The sequence below is a fragment of the Flexithrix dorotheae DSM 6795 genome, from assembly GCF_000379765.1.
Lineage (GTDB): Bacteria > Bacteroidota > Bacteroidia > Cytophagales > Flammeovirgaceae > Flexithrix > Flexithrix dorotheae.
In genome coordinates, this window is sequence record NZ_KB903454.1 from 176,200 (window position 1) to 195,992 (window position 19,793).

The 19,793-nt window shown below is 34.3% G+C and carries 15 protein-coding genes; 9 read left to right on the top strand and 6 right to left on the bottom strand.

All coding sequences use genetic code 11. From position 1 onward, the window contains the following. Nucleotides 1-12: 12 nt before the first annotated feature. From A3EM_RS0122905 to A3EM_RS0122915, 3 genes are all read right to left on the bottom strand, one after another. On the bottom strand, nucleotides 13-888 hold the full coding sequence (locus A3EM_RS0122905; protein ID WP_157638039.1) for a hypothetical protein: 876 nt from the start codon (nucleotides 886-888) through the stop codon (nucleotides 13-15). 86 nt (nucleotides 889-974) lie between these two features. Further along, nucleotides 975-2,627, bottom strand: a complete 1,653-nt coding sequence (pgi, locus tag A3EM_RS0122910; protein WP_020530594.1) for a glucose-6-phosphate isomerase — start codon at nucleotides 2,625-2,627, stop codon at nucleotides 975-977. 204 nt (nucleotides 2,628-2,831) lie between these two features. Next, nucleotides 2,832-3,950, bottom strand: coding sequence for an acyloxyacyl hydrolase (locus A3EM_RS0122915; protein ID WP_020530595.1), 1,119 nt, complete (start codon nucleotides 3,948-3,950; stop codon nucleotides 2,832-2,834). Between the two features lie 79 nt (nucleotides 3,951-4,029). On the opposite strand from A3EM_RS0122915, the gene ppk2 reads away from it, so the two are divergent. Next, on the top strand, nucleotides 4,030-4,833 hold the full coding sequence (ppk2, locus tag A3EM_RS0122925; RefSeq protein WP_020530597.1) for a polyphosphate kinase 2: 804 nt from the start codon (nucleotides 4,030-4,032) through the stop codon (nucleotides 4,831-4,833). A gap of 24 nt (nucleotides 4,834-4,857) precedes the next feature. Here ppk2 and A3EM_RS0122930 read toward each other — a convergent pair whose 3' ends face one another. Continuing rightward, on the bottom strand, nucleotides 4,858-5,976 hold the full coding sequence (locus tag A3EM_RS0122930) for a hypothetical protein (RefSeq protein ID WP_020530598.1): 1,119 nt from the start codon (nucleotides 5,974-5,976) through the stop codon (nucleotides 4,858-4,860). Nucleotides 5,977-6,246: 270 nt separating this feature from the next. On the opposite strand from A3EM_RS0122930, the gene A3EM_RS46145 reads away from it, so the two are divergent. From A3EM_RS46145 to A3EM_RS0122945, 3 genes are all read left to right on the top strand, one after another. After that, complete coding sequence (locus A3EM_RS46145; protein ID WP_169513398.1) at nucleotides 6,247-6,882, top strand: hypothetical protein; 636 nt, start codon at nucleotides 6,247-6,249, stop codon at nucleotides 6,880-6,882. Nucleotides 6,883-6,946: 64 nt separating this feature from the next. After that, a complete protein-coding gene (locus tag A3EM_RS0122940) occupies nucleotides 6,947-8,761 on the top strand; it encodes a DUF4836 family protein (protein WP_020530600.1) in 1,815 nt (604 codons plus the stop codon). A 6-nt stretch (nucleotides 8,762-8,767) separates the two neighbouring features. Then, nucleotides 8,768-10,444 carry a DUF4836 family protein gene (locus A3EM_RS0122945; RefSeq protein ID WP_020530601.1) on the top strand — a complete coding sequence of 559 codons (1,677 nt, stop codon included), beginning with the start codon at nucleotides 8,768-8,770 and terminating at the stop codon, nucleotides 10,442-10,444. Here the strand turns inward: A3EM_RS0122945 and A3EM_RS0122950 are convergent. Then, the gene (locus A3EM_RS0122950; protein WP_020530602.1) at nucleotides 10,418-12,115 is read right to left on the bottom strand and encodes a SpoIIE family protein phosphatase; all 1,698 of its coding nucleotides are present in this window, start codon (nucleotides 12,113-12,115) and stop codon (nucleotides 10,418-10,420) included. The genes A3EM_RS0122945 and A3EM_RS0122950 overlap by 27 nt on opposite strands. A gap of 245 nt (nucleotides 12,116-12,360) precedes the next feature. Here A3EM_RS0122950 and A3EM_RS43400 point away from each other — a divergent pair, with 245 nt between their 5' ends. The 5 genes from A3EM_RS43400 to A3EM_RS0122975 all read left to right on the top strand — a co-directional run bounded on the left by A3EM_RS43400 (nucleotide 12,361) and on the right by A3EM_RS0122975 (nucleotide 19,389). Continuing rightward, the gene (locus tag A3EM_RS43400) at nucleotides 12,361-12,972 is read left to right on the top strand and encodes an RNA polymerase sigma-70 factor (protein WP_020530603.1); all 612 of its coding nucleotides are present in this window, start codon (nucleotides 12,361-12,363) and stop codon (nucleotides 12,970-12,972) included. A 127-nt stretch (nucleotides 12,973-13,099) separates the two neighbouring features. After that, the gene (locus A3EM_RS0122960; protein ID WP_020530604.1) at nucleotides 13,100-14,119 is read left to right on the top strand and encodes a FecR family protein; all 1,020 of its coding nucleotides are present in this window, start codon (nucleotides 13,100-13,102) and stop codon (nucleotides 14,117-14,119) included. Then, nucleotides 14,110-16,803: a TonB-dependent receptor gene (locus A3EM_RS0122965; protein ID WP_020530605.1), complete on the top strand. Its 2,694-nt coding sequence runs from the start codon at nucleotides 14,110-14,112 to the stop codon at nucleotides 16,801-16,803. The genes A3EM_RS0122960 and A3EM_RS0122965 overlap by 10 nt, the downstream gene beginning before the upstream one ends. A 90-nt stretch (nucleotides 16,804-16,893) precedes the next feature. After that, nucleotides 16,894-17,517 (top strand): hypothetical protein, encoded by a 624-nt coding sequence (locus A3EM_RS0122970; protein WP_044239482.1) that lies wholly within the window; start codon nucleotides 16,894-16,896, stop codon nucleotides 17,515-17,517. Between the two features lie 93 nt (nucleotides 17,518-17,610). Further along, nucleotides 17,611-19,389 carry an energy transducer TonB gene (locus A3EM_RS0122975; protein ID WP_020530607.1) on the top strand — a complete coding sequence of 593 codons (1,779 nt, stop codon included), beginning with the start codon at nucleotides 17,611-17,613 and terminating at the stop codon, nucleotides 19,387-19,389. A 51-nt stretch (nucleotides 19,390-19,440) separates the two neighbouring features. Here the strand turns inward: A3EM_RS0122975 and A3EM_RS0122980 are convergent, their stop codons facing one another. Beyond that, nucleotides 19,441-19,782, bottom strand: coding sequence for a hypothetical protein (locus tag A3EM_RS0122980; RefSeq protein ID WP_020530608.1), 342 nt, complete (start codon nucleotides 19,780-19,782; stop codon nucleotides 19,441-19,443). Between the last annotated feature and the right edge of the window lie 11 nt (nucleotides 19,783-19,793).

Genomic DNA, 19,793 nt, shown 5'->3' on the forward strand with positions numbered 1-19,793 from the left:
CATATTTTATAATTAATCAGCTATTAAATGATCTTCGAGACTTACTTCATCTTCCCCAGAAATATCTTCTTCATATCTGTAATAAAGTGCAGTTAAAGCAGAAACAGTAAATGCCATCAAAAAGCTGCCTAAGGCAATTTGAATAATCATCTGAATGATTTGACCTATTCCAGGAATTAGGGCAAAAGCTACAGAAAATAAACCGATAAGGAATGAAGCCATAAATACAGCCATAAAAAACAGAAAAGCTATGCCTACTAGCTTTAAACTTCTCATCCAGTTAATATGCTTAAGGCTATATTCAATTGAATCTACAAAGGAATAACCACCTACTACAGCAGCCGGAATTAGCAAGGTAAACCGGAAAATAAAGAGTAAAGCCACTGGAAAAAGTATGAATGGTAAAAAAGGTAAAAGCAGATAGGAAACAATGCTTAAGGTAAGCAAAATTACTGAAATAATATACTGTAAAGTTCCTATTATAAACAATTCAATTACACCTTTTCTAAATGAATACCCCAATGCAGTATTGAAATTTGCCACCCCACTTTTCACTTGCATTTCGGCAAGGATAAAGGCGAAATAATATCCCCAGGAAGAAATAAGGCCAATTCCAAAAAGTGCCAGAAACAGGTAAACCAAATTAGTAGGATCCACAAAAACTTTAGCCATCTCTTCAGATAGTTTTTGCACCTCTGTCGGATCCTGCAGTCCCTGAAGCATTTCCTGGTCTATCCCGATTAATCCTACTATTACTCCACCAAAAATCAGTATCATTCCCAACATATTCAATGCATAAACTCCGGAAACTTTCATAATAATTTTTCCAGTAAGGTTAAAAATAGCATTAAAAATATCTCCTTTAAATCCTCTCTGATAGTTATTCATGGTAAAAGATGATGTACTTTTTTGATACAAAAAAAGCATTTTCCCTAGGGCAACCAAAGGAAAATGCTCTTGAAAATAGTTAAATTTTATTTTCTGAATGCTTTGTAGGCATTAATTAACCCATTTGTAGAGGAATCATGCGAAGAAATATCTTCATCTCCCCCCAATTCAGGAAGAATTTTCTTTGCCAGTTGTTTACCCAGCTCCACTCCCCACTGATCGAAACTCAGGATATTCCAGATCACACCCTGCACGAAAATTTTGTGTTCATACATTGCAATTAAAGCACCTAAAGTTCTAGGGTCAAGCTTTTTGAAAAGAATGGAATTAGTAGGCCTGTTACCCTCAAATATTTTAAATGGAGTGATTTTTTCAATATCCTCCTTGCTTGCACCAGATTTTTCAAGTTCTTCCACCACCTCAGCTTTTGTTTTTCCTTTCATCAAAGCTTCGGTTTGGGCAAAGAAATTGGATAACAATTTTGGATGGTGATCCGATAAAGGGTTGTGACTTATGGCTGGGGCAAGGAAGTCGCAGGGAATAATTCTGGTTCCCTGATGGATTAACTGGTAAAATGCATGTTGTCCGTTTGTTCCAGGCTCCCCCCAAATTACAGGTCCGGTGTTATAATCGACTTTTTCACCTGTTCTGTCTACATATTTACCATTACTTTCCATATTTCCTTGTTGGAAATAAGCCGCAAACCGGTGCATATATTGATCGTAAGGAAGAATAGCTTCAGTTTCAGCATCAAAAAAGTTTCCATACCAAACGCCCAACAATGCCAGAATTACCGGAATATTTTTTTCGAAGGATTCATTTTTGAAATGATTGTCCATTGCATGCGCACCTTCCAATAAAGCGCTGAAGTTTTCAAAGCCAATAGTGCAGGAAATAGACAGCCCAATGGCCGACCAAAGAGAATATCTTCCCCCTACCCAATCCCAGAAAACAAACATATTCTGAGGATCTATACCAAAATCTTCTACTCCCTTTTTGTTAGTAGATAATGCCACAAAATGCTTTTTGACATGCTCTTTATCACCAGCTGCATTTAAAAACCAATCCCTTGCCGAATGTGCATTGGTCATGGTTTCCTGGGTGGTGAATGTTTTGGAGGCAATCATGAAAAGGGTAGTTTCCGGATTTACCTTTTTAAGTGTTTCAGCTATATGAGTACCATCTACATTGGAAACAAAATGAACATTCATATTTGGTTTCCAGTATGGTTTAAGTGCTTCAGTTACCATTACCGGGCCTAAATCAGAACCACCAATCCCTATATTCACAATATCCGTAATTGGCTTTCCGGTATATCCTTTCCACTCTCCACTAATAATTTTATTTGAAAAACTTTCCATCTGATCCAGCACTGCATTTACCTCAGGCATCACATCCTTCCCTTCAACCAGAATTGGGGTATTGGATCTGTTTCTCAGGGCTACATGAAGCACGGCTCTGTCTTCAGTCATGTTAATTTTATCCCCTGAAAACATCTTTTCAATCGCTTCAATCAACCTTATTTCACCGGCCAGCTCAAGCAAATGCTCAAATACGGATTCATCTAAAATATTTTTTGAAAAATCAACAAGAATATCTTCAAACTTTAAACTATATTTTTTAAATCTTTCCGGATCGTTTTCAAAAAGGTTTTTAATATTAGCCCTTTTTAAAACTTCATGATCAACAGTAAGTTCCTTCCAGGCATGAGTAAGTGTAGGATTTATTTTGGGTAACATTTATGAAATATTTAAGTAGTACTACTTAGTTAATTTACAAATTAAATTGTTGGGGTGAAATTAAGCCAAAAAATAACTAATTGGAATTTTTGGGTTATAAAAAATAGGGAATGACTTGTGAATTTGGTAGCTCATACTTAAGAAATGGATTTCTTCGCCCAAAAACAAACTCCATATTGTTTTCACTTTACTATTTAAACATGGTTACAATCTAAAGCCTAGGCCAAATTCCAGCATATCTGCTTTACTTGTATAAGCTTTAAGAGTGGTGTTAAGAAAGGCATTTTTACATAAGTAGTAGCGAAACCCAACTCTTTGGTAATAGGGCAAATCGAACTTAACCGGAAGATAGAAATAGATACCGATTTGAGTTACAAAGGCAAGCTTTCCAAACAATAACTCATGTCCAAAAGTTATTCCTGCCTGTCGGCCATCCAGATTATTTTCTTCAGGGGAGGTCATCCTGTTTAAATATTCCTGCCGCATGCTTTCTGTATGATATTTAAACCCATCAATCCCTAAAACCAAATTACTTAGTGGACCGACCATTTTGCTGGCATAAACAGAAATTATGTAAGCATTATGGTGCCCATTTTCCAGGGGCCTGACATGTCTCCAGGCAGTAGCCCCCATTACATTGAAATAGAGTTTATTTTCATAAGTTTTGTCAGGTGGTCCTAGATAAAAATTTTCCTTTGGAATTGGTTGAGGAGTATACCTTGCCCCTAAACCAACAATCAAATAATTGATCCCATTATTGGGTGCCCTTAATCTGCCATTAGAATAATGCCTGAAACCGGCATTGGCATTTATAGAAAAATGGTCAGAAATCTTAAAATCATATTGAAAATCAAGGGTAACTGCGATACTCACCTTACTACTGATGGCAGAATTCTCTTCATTGGTAATTAATTCATGGGTTTTGGTGGAATACACAGCACCAAATCCGGATTTTATTCTGAATCTCCTTTTCCCTTTTTTGGATAAGGTAAAATCCATATAGGGAATCAGGCTATAAGCTTTTCCCAATTCATCTGGCATATTATAATTAAAATACATTACCGCACAGCCTACCTTTGGATAATTATAAAACCTTTCCCAATTATTCCGCCCATCTGTAAATTTCTGGATGTTTGCTTCTACTCCAAATGCTCCGGGAAAATAAATTTTTTCCTGATCAAGTCGGTGTTTAAATAAAGCCCCATAATACCCATTTAAACCATACTCAAGGTAGGTTTTGGATTTCTTTAGGTCCTGTGCACATGTATATTGGGAGAAAATGAGGATAAAAACCTGAAAAAAAGTATATTTAAAAAAATTCATTTGGTTCTATTGCCGAATGGTAAAAAACAAATGCCGATCTTTAATTCAAATAGAAAAAATCACTTAAATATTGTAAATAATGGCAAAAAAGGAGAATAACCTTTCAAAAAATGAAATAAATAAAACATATAAGAAGGTACTTCCCAAACTTCAAATTGAATTGGTGAAACTCCAGCGATGGATTGTTCAAAAACAATTGAAAGTAGTGGTGATATTTGAGGGAAGAGACGCTGCAGGAAAAGGAAGTACTATTAAACGAATTACGGACCTGCTTAACCCAAGAGTTTGCCGGGTAGTGGCTTTGGGCAAACCTACTGATAAGGAAAAAACACAATGGTATTTCCAAAGATATGTGGAACATCTTCCCGCTGCAGGGGAAATGGTTTTGTTTGACAGGAGCTGGTATAATCGAGCCGGAGTGGAAAGGGTAATGGGATTTTGTACTGAAGAAGAACACGAAGAATTTCTTCGGTCTTGTCCTGAATTTGAAAGGATGATCACTAGATCTGGCATTATTCTGATAAAGTACTGGTTTTCAGTAAGTCCGGAAGAACAGGAAAGACGCTTTGTGGAGCGTTTAAACAACCCTACAAAGAGATGGAAACTAAGCGATATGGATTTAATTTCCCGAACGAAATGGGGGGAATATTCCAAGGCAAAGGATGAGATGTTTTCCTTTACCGATACAAAGCAAAACCCCTGGTATGTAGTGCAGTCTGATAGTAAAAAAAGAGCACGACTTAATTGTATTACCCATTTACTTTCCATGATTCATTATGAAGTCATTCCAAGAAAGAAAGTAGTGTTGAGTAAAAGAAATGATGAAGAGAACTATATTCGTCCCCCAATGTCAGACCAGACTTTTGTACCTGAAGTATATTAAATCTAAATCAGGGGCATGAAAAATCTACTCAAATGAAAAAATATTGGCTGTTTTTACCATTTGGGCAAACTTCACATTGTAGGACTCGTTTGTAAAAATAATTTCTTTTCCATTTGTGCCTTCAATGGAAAAAGATAAAATGGAACTTTCCTGAAATAATTCCTCTTCATCGGAATATTTGGGATCAAAAATCAGGATCAGATTTTTATGGGAATGATCGTAGCTCCATGAACCTTTTCGTTTATCATAAAATGAATTTCGCAAATAGGCCACCTCATTACAATTGGTATTTTTGAAATCAAACCTTTTCTCTTCCCCTTCCTCCAACATAGTAAAATCACCATTAGGGGCAAAATCCAATTTCAGATAATCTGTCTTGAATTCTTCCTGGACATCGATTTCCTGAAGTTTTCCTTCCTGGCATGGAATTACCAGTTTATAATGATGGTTCCATGCTTCACCAGCCCTTTTTTCAATTTTCTCTTCTCCATAAAAACTTAAGGAATATTTCCAATCCCAGCTTTTTTGCAATAAAAAGGCACTTTCGGTTAATCCACCCAATTGTACCACTTTAACCATTCTGGTGGTGGTATTACTCACAAATCCCTTTGAATCATACACAGCAATAGATATTGAAAAAGATCCCGGTTTAATTTGAGCAGGAATGTAAAAGGTAATAATATAATCATCTTCAGTATTTGTCTGGAACTGATTAAGTATGCCCAAATTTCCACTTCCTTTTTGCTTTTTAAAATCCTTGGCTAACTCCACTGGAATATCCAGGTAATTTGAAGCATCTCCTACTTTTAAATAATATCCGGCAATTTCATGACCTTCATATTCAAAATCCAATTGCATACCCGTTATTTTCCCATTCATGGTATGTAGGGTATCGCTATCAGCCCAATCCACTAATTTTGGAGCAGAAGAAATATTTGACTTTCCAGGCAAATCTCCGCTAATTAACTGGATAGATGAATTAGTTTCTATCATTTTCTTTGACATAGCCCGTGTAAGCTCCTCACTTTCCTTTGTTTCAATAGTGGGTTCTGGTTGAATATCAGGGTTGATGGTATCTTCCAGTTGGCACCCGGAAAAAAGAAAAAATATCCCGGAAATCAGGCTAAAAAAAATAGTTTTCATTCGTTGGATGGTCATTTTAAAAAATCCTTACCTAAAAAATGTAAACTAATGCTTAAAATTGTTGAAATAATTAATTGTTTAATTTGTTAGTCAAAGGACAGATCATGTAAGAATTATCTGACATTTAAATCACCATATTATTTTTTATTCTATTTTTTTGCGCTTTCAATAATCCAGATACCTAATATAAAATCAATGAAATTGAATCCCTTTCAAAGGAATTTTTTCTACAATTCATATTTCAGCAAACTATTTCTAAAAGGTCTTTTTTTGGTATTTTTTCTACCAATGACATCCTGTCTGGAAATAATTGAAGAAATAACTTTTTATGAAAACGGTTCGGGGAAATTTTCACTTACGGTCAACTTAAGTCAAAGCCAAACCAAGCTAAAAACCCTAATGACGCTTGATAGCATCAATGGTTTTAAGGTGCCCAGTCAAAAATTTATCACGGAAGAAACTCAAAAAATCACAAATTGGCTGGAAAGTGACCAAGGCATATCTAATGTAACTCCACACCTCGATTTCGAAAAATTTATTTTTTCCATGTCCTGTGATTTCGATAAAATCGAAAATTTTGACAAAGGAGTTTTAAAAATAGTCCAACGATATGATAAACAATCCCGGATTTTTCAATTAAATAACTTTATGTTCTCAGGAAATAAATTTAAAAGAAATATCCCTTACAATATTTCCAACGACTATCAAAAAATCAAACAACAACAAAAGGAAATATTAGAAGAAGGAGAATTTATTGCCATTTACAGATTTCCTCAGGCGGTACAAAAAGTAACCAATCCCGATTGTAAAGTTTCCAAAAACGGAAGTGCCACAATGCTTAGATATAAATTAATGGAAATTGCCACTGGTAATAAAAGTATTGAAAACACCATTATGCTGGAATAGTAAATTGCTATGGTGAATTTTATATAACCCTACTATTTTAATTTAATAACATCAAAAGAGAATAATGATTAAGATAAAATCTACTCAAAAATTCAATCTAAAAAACCTCCTGATACTCAGTCTGATTTTAGGTTTCAATTCAGTATCATTTAGCCAAAAACTTGAGGAATATATACCTTCAGAGGCTATGGTGGTATTGTCACTTAATTCCCAATCCATTTCAGAAAAGGCAGATATCCCCCACTTATTGGAATTAGATATTTTCAGTTTTCTCGATGCACAAATAAAGAGATCACAACCTGAAAATCAGGAACTTATCATCAATTTATATAAAAATCCGAATGAATCCGGGATTACATTCCAGCCGTCCTCTTTTGGTTACCTACAATTTTTGGACAGTATGATTTCTACGGCATACCTGATCAAAATTAAAGATGGTAATAAGTTTCAAAAATTTGCACAGGAAGTCATTTTGCCTCAAACCGGACAAAGAGAAATAGAAACAAAAGGGAATTATTCTATAATTACGAACGGACCATTCGGCATAGGATGGAACAGTGATCATGCTATTATTATGGTGGTAGAAGAAAGTAATTCAAAACCGAATTACCTCTATTATGAAGAGAGTGATGAAGCCTATGAAGCAAGAATAGAACAGCAGGAAATTATGAAAGCCAGGTTGCTCAGATCCGAAATAGAATCACATTTCTCCGGAAACAAAAAAAAGAATATTACCCAGAATGCAAATTTTTCACTTCATCAACAAAATAACTCTGATATCGGGTTATGGGTTAATTTTGAGGGATTTTCTCGTCAGCTTTCTTCAGCTTTTAATTCACTGGAAGGCTCTCCTATGGCCATGGATCCGGAAGCATTGAAAGATTGGGCTAATGGATGGTTAGAGAATAATTATTACCATATTAATATGTATTTTGAAAACGGACAAATCAGATTGGCCCAAAAACAATTTTTAAGTGATAAACTGTTCAACATCACAAAGGATATTTATAAAGAAGGTGTGAATCCTAAATTTGTAAAATACATAAACGGGAAAAATTTATTAGGATTCATGGCTCTTTCCATAGACCAAAAAGCGCTTTTTAATGCTATCATTGAAATGTATATGCCAATAATTGAAGCAGCTCCTCAGTATGGAAAGTATGCCACCACAGGGAAAGATTTACTGGGAATTATTCTTGATGAAGATGCCATAACCGAAATTTTTAAAGGAGATATCCTTTTTGCAGTAACTGACCTGAAGGAAGTAGAAATTACATACACAGATTATGAATATGATGACAACTTCAATTTAAATGAAACGCAAAAAACAAAAAAAGAAACCCAGCCAATTTTTACCGCTCTGGCCACTATTGGCAACAAAGAAAACTTTAATAAAATCATTAAAGGATTAGAAAATTTTGAGATCGCCAGATATAATTCCAAAGGAAAATATTATGACTTAATCATTCCCAAAGCACCCATAAATCCTTACCTGGCAATCATTGATGATATGGTCCTGGTGACCAACGATGCCTCCCTGGTTTCCAAAAGATTGAAAAAAGGCATCAAGAAAAAAGATTTAATGGACAAATCTTTACAGCCCCTGATTACTGAAAACAGTATTTCAATGTTTATGAATTTGGGTAATATAATTGAGGTAGTGAAGGAGGAAGGTAAAGACAACATGAAGCCAAAAGATTTGGAAACGATGGATCAATTAAGCACTACTTTGGATAACTGGGAATTTAAAGGAGTGAAAGTTGGAGATAAATCTTTTGAGTCGGAATTTATTAGTAATTTTAAGGACAAAAATAAAAATAGTTTTACCGCATTTCTCGAAATGCTTAATAGTGTTTATCTTTCCGCTAGTGGAAATTAATTTTTAATGGCAGATACTTCATTTCGGAATTTTATAAAATTAGCAGGAATAATATTGTTCCTCCAGGCAATATTTTCCTGCCAATCTAAAAATACAGTTGACGCCTACATCCCTTCCGATGCAGGTGCAGTTCTGATAATCAACAATAAGAATATCGCCACAAAGCTCCTTTTTGAAAACATAAATGATCTGGATTTCAAAAGTATACTGGAATCCTTTTTTGGTACCCAGATTGATTCGGCCAATCAATATCCTCTGGGGAATGCCATTTTGGAAAACCCAACAGATTTGGGGATAGATTTAATGCACAATGTTTATCTATACATTGGGAATGATAATTCACCAAAAGAATGGGTAGGAGGAATTTATTGGAAAATGTCTAATGCAAAACATTTTGAATCTTTTTTGGAAAACAAAATCCCTCCTTCTATTGACTTAAAAATAACCAATGAAGATGATTTTAAAATTGGAGAACTAGGGGAAAGAAAAATGAGGTTTGCATGGAATGAAGATATTTTGGTAACTTTTTTCCCACTTCATAAAAAAACCCAGTCAAAATACATCGAAGAAAAAATCACATCAATTTTTTCCTTATCGGAAGATAAATCCATTTTAGCGGATACAAATTATGCAAACCTTACTGTAAATGAAAAAGATTTGACCCTGCATATCAAACCTGAAAACATAACCAGATTTACCCAAGAAGTTTTTCCAACGGAATTTCTAAGTGACGATATCGAATATGCCAATTTTACTGTTGGTTTTGAAAAAGGTACCATTGAGTGTGACATTACTCAGGTATTGGAAAAAAACAGTGTGGGATATTATGAAAACTTACTAAATGGGAATTCTCATATTGATTTATGCCAATCTATTGATGGAGATAAATTAATAGGTTTTATAAATTTTAAATACAATAAAGGGGTTGTACCGGAATTTGTGAAAGCATACAACCTGAAGTTGGCAGTAAAGGCACTATCCATAATTACCGGGATTCCGGAAAAAGACCTTTATACACTTTCAGATGGGGATTTGTTTATCAGCTATTCTGAAAACACAATCGTTGAGAAGGAAGTAATCTCGTATGAATTTGATGATAATTTCGAGAAAACAGAAGTTACTAAAATCGAAAAGACTTCACAACCCAACTTTGTAATTGGTATTTCAACGGGGCCTAAAATGTCTCATATCCTTGCCCGTCTTGAAAAAGACGGCTTGTTATTAAAAGATAGAGATGTGTACAACTTAAAAGAAATCCTGGGATACAATACTTATATCACCCATAAAGGCAGTAAATTACTCATTACAACTGATACTGTGGTGGTAAAGAATTTTAATGATGATAACCTCACGCCTAAGCTCAATAACTTTCAAAAGCTGGCCTCCAAATTTCCTATTTCTGCCTATTTAGATTTTGATAAATTTAATGAAGAGTTTCCTGATATTAGCTATTCAAAATTGAGAAGGAAGGATATTACCTCTTTGTCGGAGGTTTTAAAAAGCACTTCATTTTATACTTATCCAATTTCCGGAACTGAAATTAATTCCGGAATTCAAATTGATTTTGACAATGAAAATGAAAATGGTTTTATCGGTCTGGTTAAATTTATTAATATCATTTTAAAAAGAGAGGAGAAAAACCGACAAAAACTCACCTCAGCCAACACTAAAACCTATTACTAGTACATCATCAATCTGAACTTGTTGTTCCTCTTTTGCTTCAGCCATCCAATCAGCCAAAGTCTTTTCCAGTAAATCTTTTTGTTGGGTTATTGGCATATATTTGTTCTCCAATAATAAGTTCATCATACGTTTTTTTGTAAACTTTTTACCCCTTGGTCCCGGCCCTCCAAACTGATCCTGATAACCATCAGAAAATATGTAAAACCTTGCCGGGGTATCTAATTCAATTACGTGTTTAGTAAACTTTTCTGTACCAGACCGTAAATTCCCCCCAATCGAAAGCTTCTCCCCTTTTATTTCGTGTATTTCACCATCCTTAATATAAATAAGAGGGTTCCTTGCACCGGCAAATTCCACTTTGGGTAAACCTCCAAATAACTCAAGACGCTGAGGGTGATTATCGATTACACACAGAGCAATGTCCAAAGTATCGTCATTATGAGTAATATCTTTTTTAAGCGTGATTTTGAATTTCTCATGTAATTCATTTAAAATAATATCTGCCTCAGTTATACCCCTGATGTAAACCGTCTCATAAAGTAATCGCTCTCCAATCAACGACATAAATGCTCCTGGCACACCATGTCCCATACAATCAACCGCAGCTATAATGGTTTTATAATCTTTCTGAAAAAACCAGTAAAAATCTCCACTTACCACATCTTTTGGTTTAAAAAGAATAAAAGAATCCGGAAAAGCCTTCTCCACAAATCCTAATTGAGGTAAAAGAGCGCTCTGAATTCGCTGAGCATAGTTAATACTCGCATTTATTTGTTTGTTTTTATATTGGATTTCGTCATAGGCTGAAGTAAGTTCAGAATTTGCAAACTCAAACTCGGACTTACTGGCCTGCTCACTTTTTAAAGAACTTTCCAACTGTTCCTTAAGGGAAACTAATTCCTTGTTTTTATCCAAAAGAAGTTGACTAGCTTCCACGGTTTGTTCCTCTGTAACAATTAACTCAGAAGTTAATTTTTCAAATTCTTCATTTTGTTTATCAATCAGATTTACATGTTTTGAAATATCTGATACTACCGGCTTGAAAATAAAAAGTCCCAAAACCAATAGGACCAGAATATTTGCACTAAAAATACCAATCTGGAATTTTTTCACTGTTTCTTTATGCAATTCCGAACCAGTCTTTAGAAGTCCTGAGATTTCTTCCATATATCCCTGGAAGTCATTTTTGTGCGCTGCAATTGTGTTTATTTTCAATTCAAATGATTCCTTGTCTATTTCTCTCTGATCAAAGTAAAATTTTGAGATTTCATCATTCGAAATTTTTATGGAATTATAATGTGGAGCCATTTTTTGAAATGTTCCTCTTATTTCTGCTATATGAGCATCCGGAAAAATTGGTGAATATTCCAGATCTTTTAAATTTTCCTGGATTTGCGACCAGGTGGAAGAAAGCACCTTAAAATTATCCATTTCTCTGGAGAACTCTTTTTCCTCTTCTATCCCAATTAACCTGTTGGCTTCATTATTAATCCGCTCTGTCAAAAAGATTTGTTCCCTTGTGATGTCAATTATACTTTCGTCAATAGAATGCATATTAATCACATAGTGAAAGATTAACTGGGTAAGGATAGTTAAAACCCCAATTACAACAAGCGCTGCAACATAGGATATGGTTAATTTCCTTTTTGGATTGGTAATATTATTTTCCATTTCGGAATGCAATTAAAAAATGGCTTTGTATTTTAATGGCTTAATAACGCAAACAACGATGGTTTATTAGGATTTTAAAGTGAATTTAGAAGTGTTATTTTTCAGAATTTCTCAAACACATTTTTTGTTTTTGAAAAAATTAGAAAGTTTTAATTTTAACTCTATTTTTACCTCAAAGTTAAACCCTAATAATTACCAAAATACTCAAGGCTACTAGCTAGATTTTATTATTGAAAAATAATTAAATGGAAAACCAACCGGAACAACTAAATGAATCCAGTTTAATTGAAAAACTTCTTCAAAAAGAGAAAAGTACTTTTGATTATGTATTTAAAAAATATTATACAGAACTGTGTAGATATGGACTAAAAATAACTGGTAATGAAGAAGTTACAGAAGAAATAGTTCAGGATATTTTTGTTTATGTATGGGAAAAGGGAGATCAGTTAAATATCCAAACGAACCTTAAGGGTTATTTGCTTAAGGCAGTCAAAAACCGCAGCATCAATTACCTTAAAAGCCAGTTGGCCAATCAGCATTTTGAGGAAATTCAGCCACATACTATGTCAGATGAAGTTTCAGGCCACTCAGAAATTGAAAACAGCGAATTGGAACTAATTATAAAAAGGGGGATAAATCAACTTCCCAACAAATGTCAATTAATATTTAAATTGAGCCGGCATACAGGACTTACCTATGAAGAGATTTCAAAAGAACTTAATATTTCTAAAAAAACCGTGGAGGCACAAATGGGCATAGCCTTAAAAAAACTACGGTCATTTCTCGAAATTCACTGGGATAAAATTCTGTTTATCCTATTTGTTTTTGAAATTATGAAAAAAAATAACCCAATTTAGGGGTATCAAGCTTAAATTTTGACTTCTATGTGTATATGGTGTAAATGAATAAAACAGACATTTTCCCCAAACATGAAAAAATTTAGATACCAGAAGAAAATTAGATCCAACCCAACAAGGAGTTATTATGGAAAAATGGGACTTAATCGCAAAATATATAGCCGGAGAGGCCTCTGAAGATGAAATTACCCAAATAGAAAACTGGGAAAAGGAAAGTTCAGCGAATAGCCAGGTTTTGAAAAAAATCAAAAAGGTGTGGGAAAATTCAGAAAATGATCCCCGATCTTTCAATCCTGATGTAAATCAGGCCCTGGAACAGGTAAATCAAAAAATTAATTTTAAAGAACCCAAAGTTGTACCTTTTGTTCCTGAAAAAAGGATTTCCTTTTATTCTAATGTAAGAAATATTGCAGCAGTAATTCTATTATTAATCGGTGCTACTTTTGCCTATTACTCCTATATTGAAGATTCAAATATTTTTCCCCAGGAATTATCCATTCAACAAACTAACCATAAAGAAAGGAAAACCATTACCCTGGCGGATGGTTCAAAAGTTTGGCTGAATAATCAATCTACCTTAAAATTTCCACAAAAGTTTAGTGGGAATTCCCGGGAGATTCATCTATTAGGAGAAGGTTATTTTGAGATCACCAAAAATCCTGAAAAACCATTTATTATTCATCTGGAAAATCAAACCAAAATTGAAGTATTAGGAACTTCCTTTAATGTAAATGCCAACAGTCCTTCAGAAAAGATTGTGGTGAGTGTTACCTCCGGAAAAGTTAAGTTTGGAAAAAAACTGGACAAGGAAAAGTTTGTGATTCTTGAAAAAGAAACCCAGGGAATTTACAAAGCTAAAAATCAAACCTTTTCTTTAGAAAATGAACTTGACACTAACGTGTTTGCCTGGAGAACTGGTAAATTATCTTTTCAAAACACGCCTTTAAATCAGGTTTTCTTAACTTTATCCAAACATTATAACAAAAAGTTTATTCTTGAAAATGCTGCACTCAAAGACTGCCAGTATAATTCCTCATTTGACAATCTCAAACTAAAGGAAGTGGCAAATATTATCAAAAAGAGTTATGGTTTTGATTTGGCAATTGAGGAGAATAAAATAATATTTAAAGGTGGAAAATGTCTGTAGATTTAAAGCGAATAACTCTTGTATTTGCCCTATTAATCTTAATCATAAAGTTTGGATATTCTCAAAATGAAATACTACAAAAACCTGTAAATAACTTCAAAGGCTCCCTTTCTATTGGAGAAGTCATGAATAAACTGGAAAGGGATTGTGGGGTTCAATTTTCCTATAGTTCGCAAATTCTTGATACTTCCAAAAAGGTTACCTTGAACAAAACATATTATCGCCTTCAGGAAATTTTAGATATTCTTTTCCCTCCAAACGCGATTAAGTATACGGTCCAGGGAAATTATATCATTCTAACCCCTGCCAGACCCAAGCAAGAACAACCGAAAACTTTTGTTGTAAATGGAATTATTTCAGATGCCCATTCCGGAGAAACCCTGATTGGAGCCAGTGTTTATCTGCTTGAAAAAAATGAGGGTAAAGTGAAATTTGGCATTACCACAAATCCCTATGGTTTTTACTCTATTTCCCTTCCTGAAGGCAGAAATCAAATTGTTTTTTCTTATATCGGCTATCTTAACGACACCATAGAAGTTAATCTGACAAATGATATTCAAATTGACAAAGAATTAAAAATTCATGTTGCTGAATTACAGGAAATAGTGGTTTCAAGTAAAGAAGAGAGTAAAAATGTAAGTTCTCCTGAAACTTCAGTTTATCAGATTGACAAGAAAACATTAGGACAGATTCCATTTATTTATGGAGAAGAAGACGTGTTAAAAGCATTAAAAACGCTTCCTGGTATAAATTCCATGGGGGAAGGCACGCCTGGGATAAATGTACGGGGAGGAAATATAGACCAAAGTATTTTGCTGCTTGATGAAGCTCCTATTTTTAATTCTGCCCACCTTTATGGCCTGGTTTCAATTTTTAATCCGGATGTAGTCAAAGATGTAAAAATAAACAAAGGGAGTTTACCTGCCTCCAAGGGAGGTTTTTTATCTTCCGTTTCAGAAGTTCGACAAAAGGAAGGAAACAATAAAGAATTATTAATTAGTGGAGGAATTGGGGCAATTTCCGGGAGGCTTACCATTGAAGCTCCAATAATTAAGGATAAGAGTTCCTTCCTAATTTCAGGCAGACAATCATTTCCACGACTTTCTTCATTCACCTTAAAAAACACTGCCTTTTCCTCTGGCTACAATACTTTTTCGGAAATCAACACCAAATTTAATTACCAGTTAAATGATAACAATCAGTTTTTTCTTTCCGGATATTTCGGTGAAGATAACGTTGAGGCATTTAATGAACAAGTTTACTGGGGCAATAACCTTGGTTCTTTTCGGTGGAATCATCTTTTCAAAGACAAAAGACTATTTTCAAATTTTTCAGCCATTTTTAGCAATTATGAATATAGCCTTGACCGCTTTCAAAGCAACGAGCTTTCATTAATCCAGGCCTCCATCCAGAATTACAATATAAAATCAAACTTTTCCTTCTTTAAATCTTCAGTTACTAAAATGGATTTTGGAATAGATTTAATTTTTAGAAGAATAAACCCGGGACAGGTAATTTCAGTTGAGGGTGCAAGCAGCGGTTATAATGTAAAACTGGATAGAGAAAAAGGCCTGGAAGGGGCCCTTTATTTTGAAAAAGAAGATATTCTGAGTCCAAAATTTACCATTCAGTATGGTATGAGATATTCCTTTTTTGCCTTGACCGGACCAGGAAAAGTTTACCAATACATGGAAGATCTTCCTAAAACCCAACAAACCACCACCGGGGTAAAAAGCTTTAATAAATTCGAACTCAAAGATTTCTATAATGCCTTGGAGCCCAGGTTGGCCATAAAATACAGCCTTAGTGAGGAAAGTTCATTAAAATTCAATTACAACAAAACCAACCAGTATATCCATCTCCTTTCAAATACCAATACCCCATTACTTACCGATTTGTGGAAACTTAGCGGCCCTTACCTTAAACCACAAGTAAGTAATCAGATAAGCCTGGGATATTACAAGAACATCAATATGTTCAATTTTGAATCTTCAGTTGAAGTATTTTACAAAAAGATGAATAACCTTTTGGATTTTAAAGATGGAGCTAGTTTGCTTTTAAACCCTCAAGTTGAGACGGAAATTCTTCAGGGCGAAGGCAGGGCATATGGAATTGAGTTTTTTGCTAAAAAAAATCTGGGAAAAATAAGCGGTTGGTTAAGTTATACACTAAGTAGATCTGAAAAAAAATATGATAGTAAATTCGAAGAGGAAACTATTAATGAAGGAAATTATTTCCCAACCAATTTTGATGCACTCCATAGTTTGAGGATTGTAGGCTTTTACCAGATTTCCAAAAGACTGGATGTATCTGCTAGTTTCAATTTTGATTCAGGCCGCCCCTACTCCGTTCCATATACTAAGTTCGACTACAACGGGATAGTAATTCCAAATTATAAATACAGGAATCAGGAAAGGTTGCCAGCCAATCACAGAGTTGATTTATCAGGAACTTATTTAGGCGGTACTATAAAAAAGAAAGGAAAGAACAAAGGTAAACCCAAACGATTACACAGCAGTTTTACAGTTTCTATATACAATCTGTATTCCCGTCAAAATGTATTCTCAGTATTTTACGAAGTGGATAATCAAAATCCCAATAAGCTGACTCCCCAAAAAATATCATTTTTTGATGCTGCCATATTTTCCTTTACCTGGAATTTTAAATACAGGAAAAGGAAGTAAAATACTTATAACAATTCTTAACAGGTACAATACCTTAATTTGAAATTAGCAAATTAAATAGTAGTTTGCAGGATAAATTGAAGGTATAATATGAATAATTCAAGTTCTATTTTTTATGTAATCGTCAGGTTCTTGATCTATATTATTCTTGTTCTGGGACTTACACAACTACTTTTTGTGGATACCTCTATCACCTACGACCCGGAGGAAGTACAGGAAGCAACCCTGACGGAATGGATGCAGCTTACTTTCCTGGCATTTATTTTAATTTTTTTCTTTTTGGCCGGAAACGCATCCAAGGTAAGAAAACCCTTTGTAAATATCCTAATTGGAGTTACCCTAATTGTATTTATCAGAGAAGTGGATTGGTTCTTTGAATCCTATATCTTTTATGGTTCCTGGCAAATTCTTGCCTTAATTATTTTTACTTTCTTTGCGATTAACAGCTATCGGGAAAGAGATTTATTATCATTTTCAATCAAGGATTTTATCAAACAACCAAGTTTTGGAATTATTCTTTGCGGATTTCTAACCACCTTTGTATTTGCACCAGTTTTAGGCAGGTTAGACTTCTGGGTTTCAGTAATGGATGGTTATTTAAGAGCTATTGCCAATGGTGCAGAAGAGGGCGTTGAATTATTAGGGTATTTTTTCATTCTGGTAGGTGCTTTTGAGTATTTCCTAAATGTTAAAACTCCTAAAATAAGTACGTAATTACCCAAAATAGATGAAATTGCTTTCATTTAATTTGTATAACTTTGACACAAGATAATTAAAATTTATAACCTGAATCTATCTATTTGAATAATGACATTGCATGAAGCTTTGGAATTGTACGAAGGAAAAGAGAATACCTCTCTCCAACAATTGGAAAGAAGGTATAAGGGTTATATTGAAGATTATCAACAATTAGCTGCAAATGCCTCATCAGATCATTTTAAGGAGCTTTATTTAGTTGCCTTGGCCAATTACAAACAAGCCTACAAACAAATAAAGAAAAAGGAATCAAAGGAACTTGACCATAAAACCCTTGAAAAAGAAATTTCCCAAATTTTAACTTCCAATGAAAGGCTTTACAAAAAGATAGAAAAGGAAGAGATTGATTTCACGGAGTTAGTGAAAGTAGCTGACAATGCATTTAAAAAAGGGAAATACCACACTGCCACTATACTTTATAAAAAAGCGAAAAAGATTAATCCTGAAAACCCTTATGTTACCTACAGGCTAGATGAATGTGAAGTGATCACAAAGGATTTAGAATTAATAAGAGAGGAAAAAGAAAAGGAGGAGCAGTTTCATGATATCATCATAAATGCCGAAAGGCAACACGAATTAAAGGAAAAAGAGGATGATTTATGGGTAGAGGAAAATCTGCTGAATGGTCATTTTCAGGAGAATAAAAATACAAGTAAACTCCCTGGAAAAGATTACTTTTTGAATTTTAATCTCAGTATTAAAAATTATAAAAAACCTAAAAAGGCAAAGAAATTTAAGCTTTCAAAAAAAATGGAAGTTGCTTTATTTGTAGGCTTTCTGGTTTTAGCTTCAATTGCCCTGCTTACTTTTAGTTTTCAGAGTGAAATTGAAAGGCAGTACAATGCCATGTTCAAGGAGAAAATCAAACCAAAAACCTTTAGGGACTTTAAAAATGCTGCTGATGAGTTGTACGATGATGGGAATTACATCAAAGCCCTTATCGAATACAATAAAGCTATTGCCTTTCGGCCTGATAATGAAGAAATTGCAAATAAAATAAAAGTCTGTAATTTACTCATTAAACAAAGCCTAGCTACGGAAAATGAGGCCAATATACTCAAAGGTTCAACTGAAAAAATCACGGAAAATATTGATATCCCGATGGAGGAAGAGCAAGCGAACGAGGCCATCATTGTCAACAATCCAATTTCCATTCCAGCAGATACCAGTGCAAATTTTGAGGATAACAATACTTTAATACAGGAAGAACCCATAGAAGAAACTCAAAAAGAAATTACTAAAGAACCTGCCGTGGAAGAAGAATCCACAGAAATAATAATTGCAAAAAACATCCTTCACTCACAACCTGACAGTCTCAATGATGATCCTGTGCAAAAACTTGAGGAACAAAATCTACTGGACTCCTTAAAAAGAAGTATGGATTCGGTTCCGGAAGACATTCCCTCTATTGCTGAAATTGATCCCAAGAACCTGGACCTAAAACTAGCAGATTTACCTGTGGAAGAGGAAGTAAAAGAGGAGCTGTCTAAAAAACTAAATGAGGAACTAGAATATTCTACCAAAACATTCCTGGCGGTGGACAAAAGACCTCAGCCTGAGGGTGGTTATCGGGCGTTCGGGAAATTTGTAAAGGAAAATCTGAACTATCCGGAAAAAGCCAAATCAAACAATATTTCCGGAGTGGTTTATGTGCAATTTGTAGTGGATAAAAATGGAAATGTCAATAATGTAACCACCACCACAAACCTGGGTTTTGGGCTTGAGGAAGAGGCTGTCAGATTAATAAATATCTATCCTGGATGGACACCAGGTGAACTTAAAGGAAGGCAGGTCAATACGCAGACTTCCATTCCAATTTGGTTTAATTAATAAATAATTCGTTTTATTTTTTACATTAAATCCTCAGTTTTCTATTCACACTTAGGCAGGTTTTTCTTCACCTTCATCATTTACTTCTTTTAGGAGTGCAAAAACTTTTTGTAAAACTCCAATATTCCTTTCCATAATATCGTGAGCCTGTTGTTCCCGCAAAGCATGATATTCTCTTAATTTCTCGAAAGGTTCTTCCAAAAATTTGGCTGTCATCCCAGTCCGGATATCTCCTGTAAGCAAATCTATTTCACTATAAATGGCATCTGGTTTTTTGTAATTTTTCTGAAAAGCTACCTTACCGGCATTGATATCAAATTCTCCTACGATAGTTTGAATTTCCAGCGTTTTCAGTTTACTTGCTTCTTTTATAAAATCGTCTTTTAGGCTCATATAAGATGGTA

What these genes read in the sequence shown, in the direction of transcription:
- A3EM_RS0122905 (WP_157638039.1), bottom strand. Translation starts at nt 888, where the DNA reads ATGAATAACTATCAGAGAGGATTTAAAGGAGATATTTTTAATGCTATT.
- pgi (WP_020530594.1), bottom strand. Translation starts at nt 2,627, where the DNA reads ATGTTACCCAAAATAAATCCTACACTTACTCATGCCTGGAAGGAACTT.
- A3EM_RS0122915 (WP_020530595.1), bottom strand. Translation starts at nt 3,950, where the DNA reads ATGAATTTTTTTAAATATACTTTTTTTCAGGTTTTTATCCTCATTTTC.
- ppk2 (WP_020530597.1), top strand. Translation starts at nt 4,030, where the DNA reads ATGGCAAAAAAGGAGAATAACCTTTCAAAAAATGAAATAAATAAAACA.
- A3EM_RS0122930 (WP_020530598.1), bottom strand. Translation starts at nt 5,976, where the DNA reads ATGAAAACTATTTTTTTTAGCCTGATTTCCGGGATATTTTTTCTTTTT.
- A3EM_RS0122940 (WP_020530600.1), top strand. Translation starts at nt 6,947, where the DNA reads ATGATTAAGATAAAATCTACTCAAAAATTCAATCTAAAAAACCTCCTG.
- A3EM_RS0122945 (WP_020530601.1), top strand. Translation starts at nt 8,768, where the DNA reads ATGGCAGATACTTCATTTCGGAATTTTATAAAATTAGCAGGAATAATA.
- A3EM_RS0122950 (WP_020530602.1), bottom strand. Translation starts at nt 12,115, where the DNA reads ATGGAAAATAATATTACCAATCCAAAAAGGAAATTAACCATATCCTAT.
- A3EM_RS43400 (WP_020530603.1), top strand. Translation starts at nt 12,361, where the DNA reads ATGGAAAACCAACCGGAACAACTAAATGAATCCAGTTTAATTGAAAAA.
- A3EM_RS0122960 (WP_020530604.1), top strand. Translation starts at nt 13,100, where the DNA reads ATGGAAAAATGGGACTTAATCGCAAAATATATAGCCGGAGAGGCCTCT.
- A3EM_RS0122965 (WP_020530605.1), top strand. Translation starts at nt 14,110, where the DNA reads ATGTCTGTAGATTTAAAGCGAATAACTCTTGTATTTGCCCTATTAATC.
- A3EM_RS0122970 (WP_044239482.1), top strand. Translation starts at nt 16,894, where the DNA reads ATGAATAATTCAAGTTCTATTTTTTATGTAATCGTCAGGTTCTTGATC.
- A3EM_RS0122975 (WP_020530607.1), top strand. Translation starts at nt 17,611, where the DNA reads ATGACATTGCATGAAGCTTTGGAATTGTACGAAGGAAAAGAGAATACC.
- A3EM_RS0122980 (WP_020530608.1), bottom strand. Translation starts at nt 19,782, where the DNA reads ATGAGCCTAAAAGACGATTTTATAAAAGAAGCAAGTAAACTGAAAACG.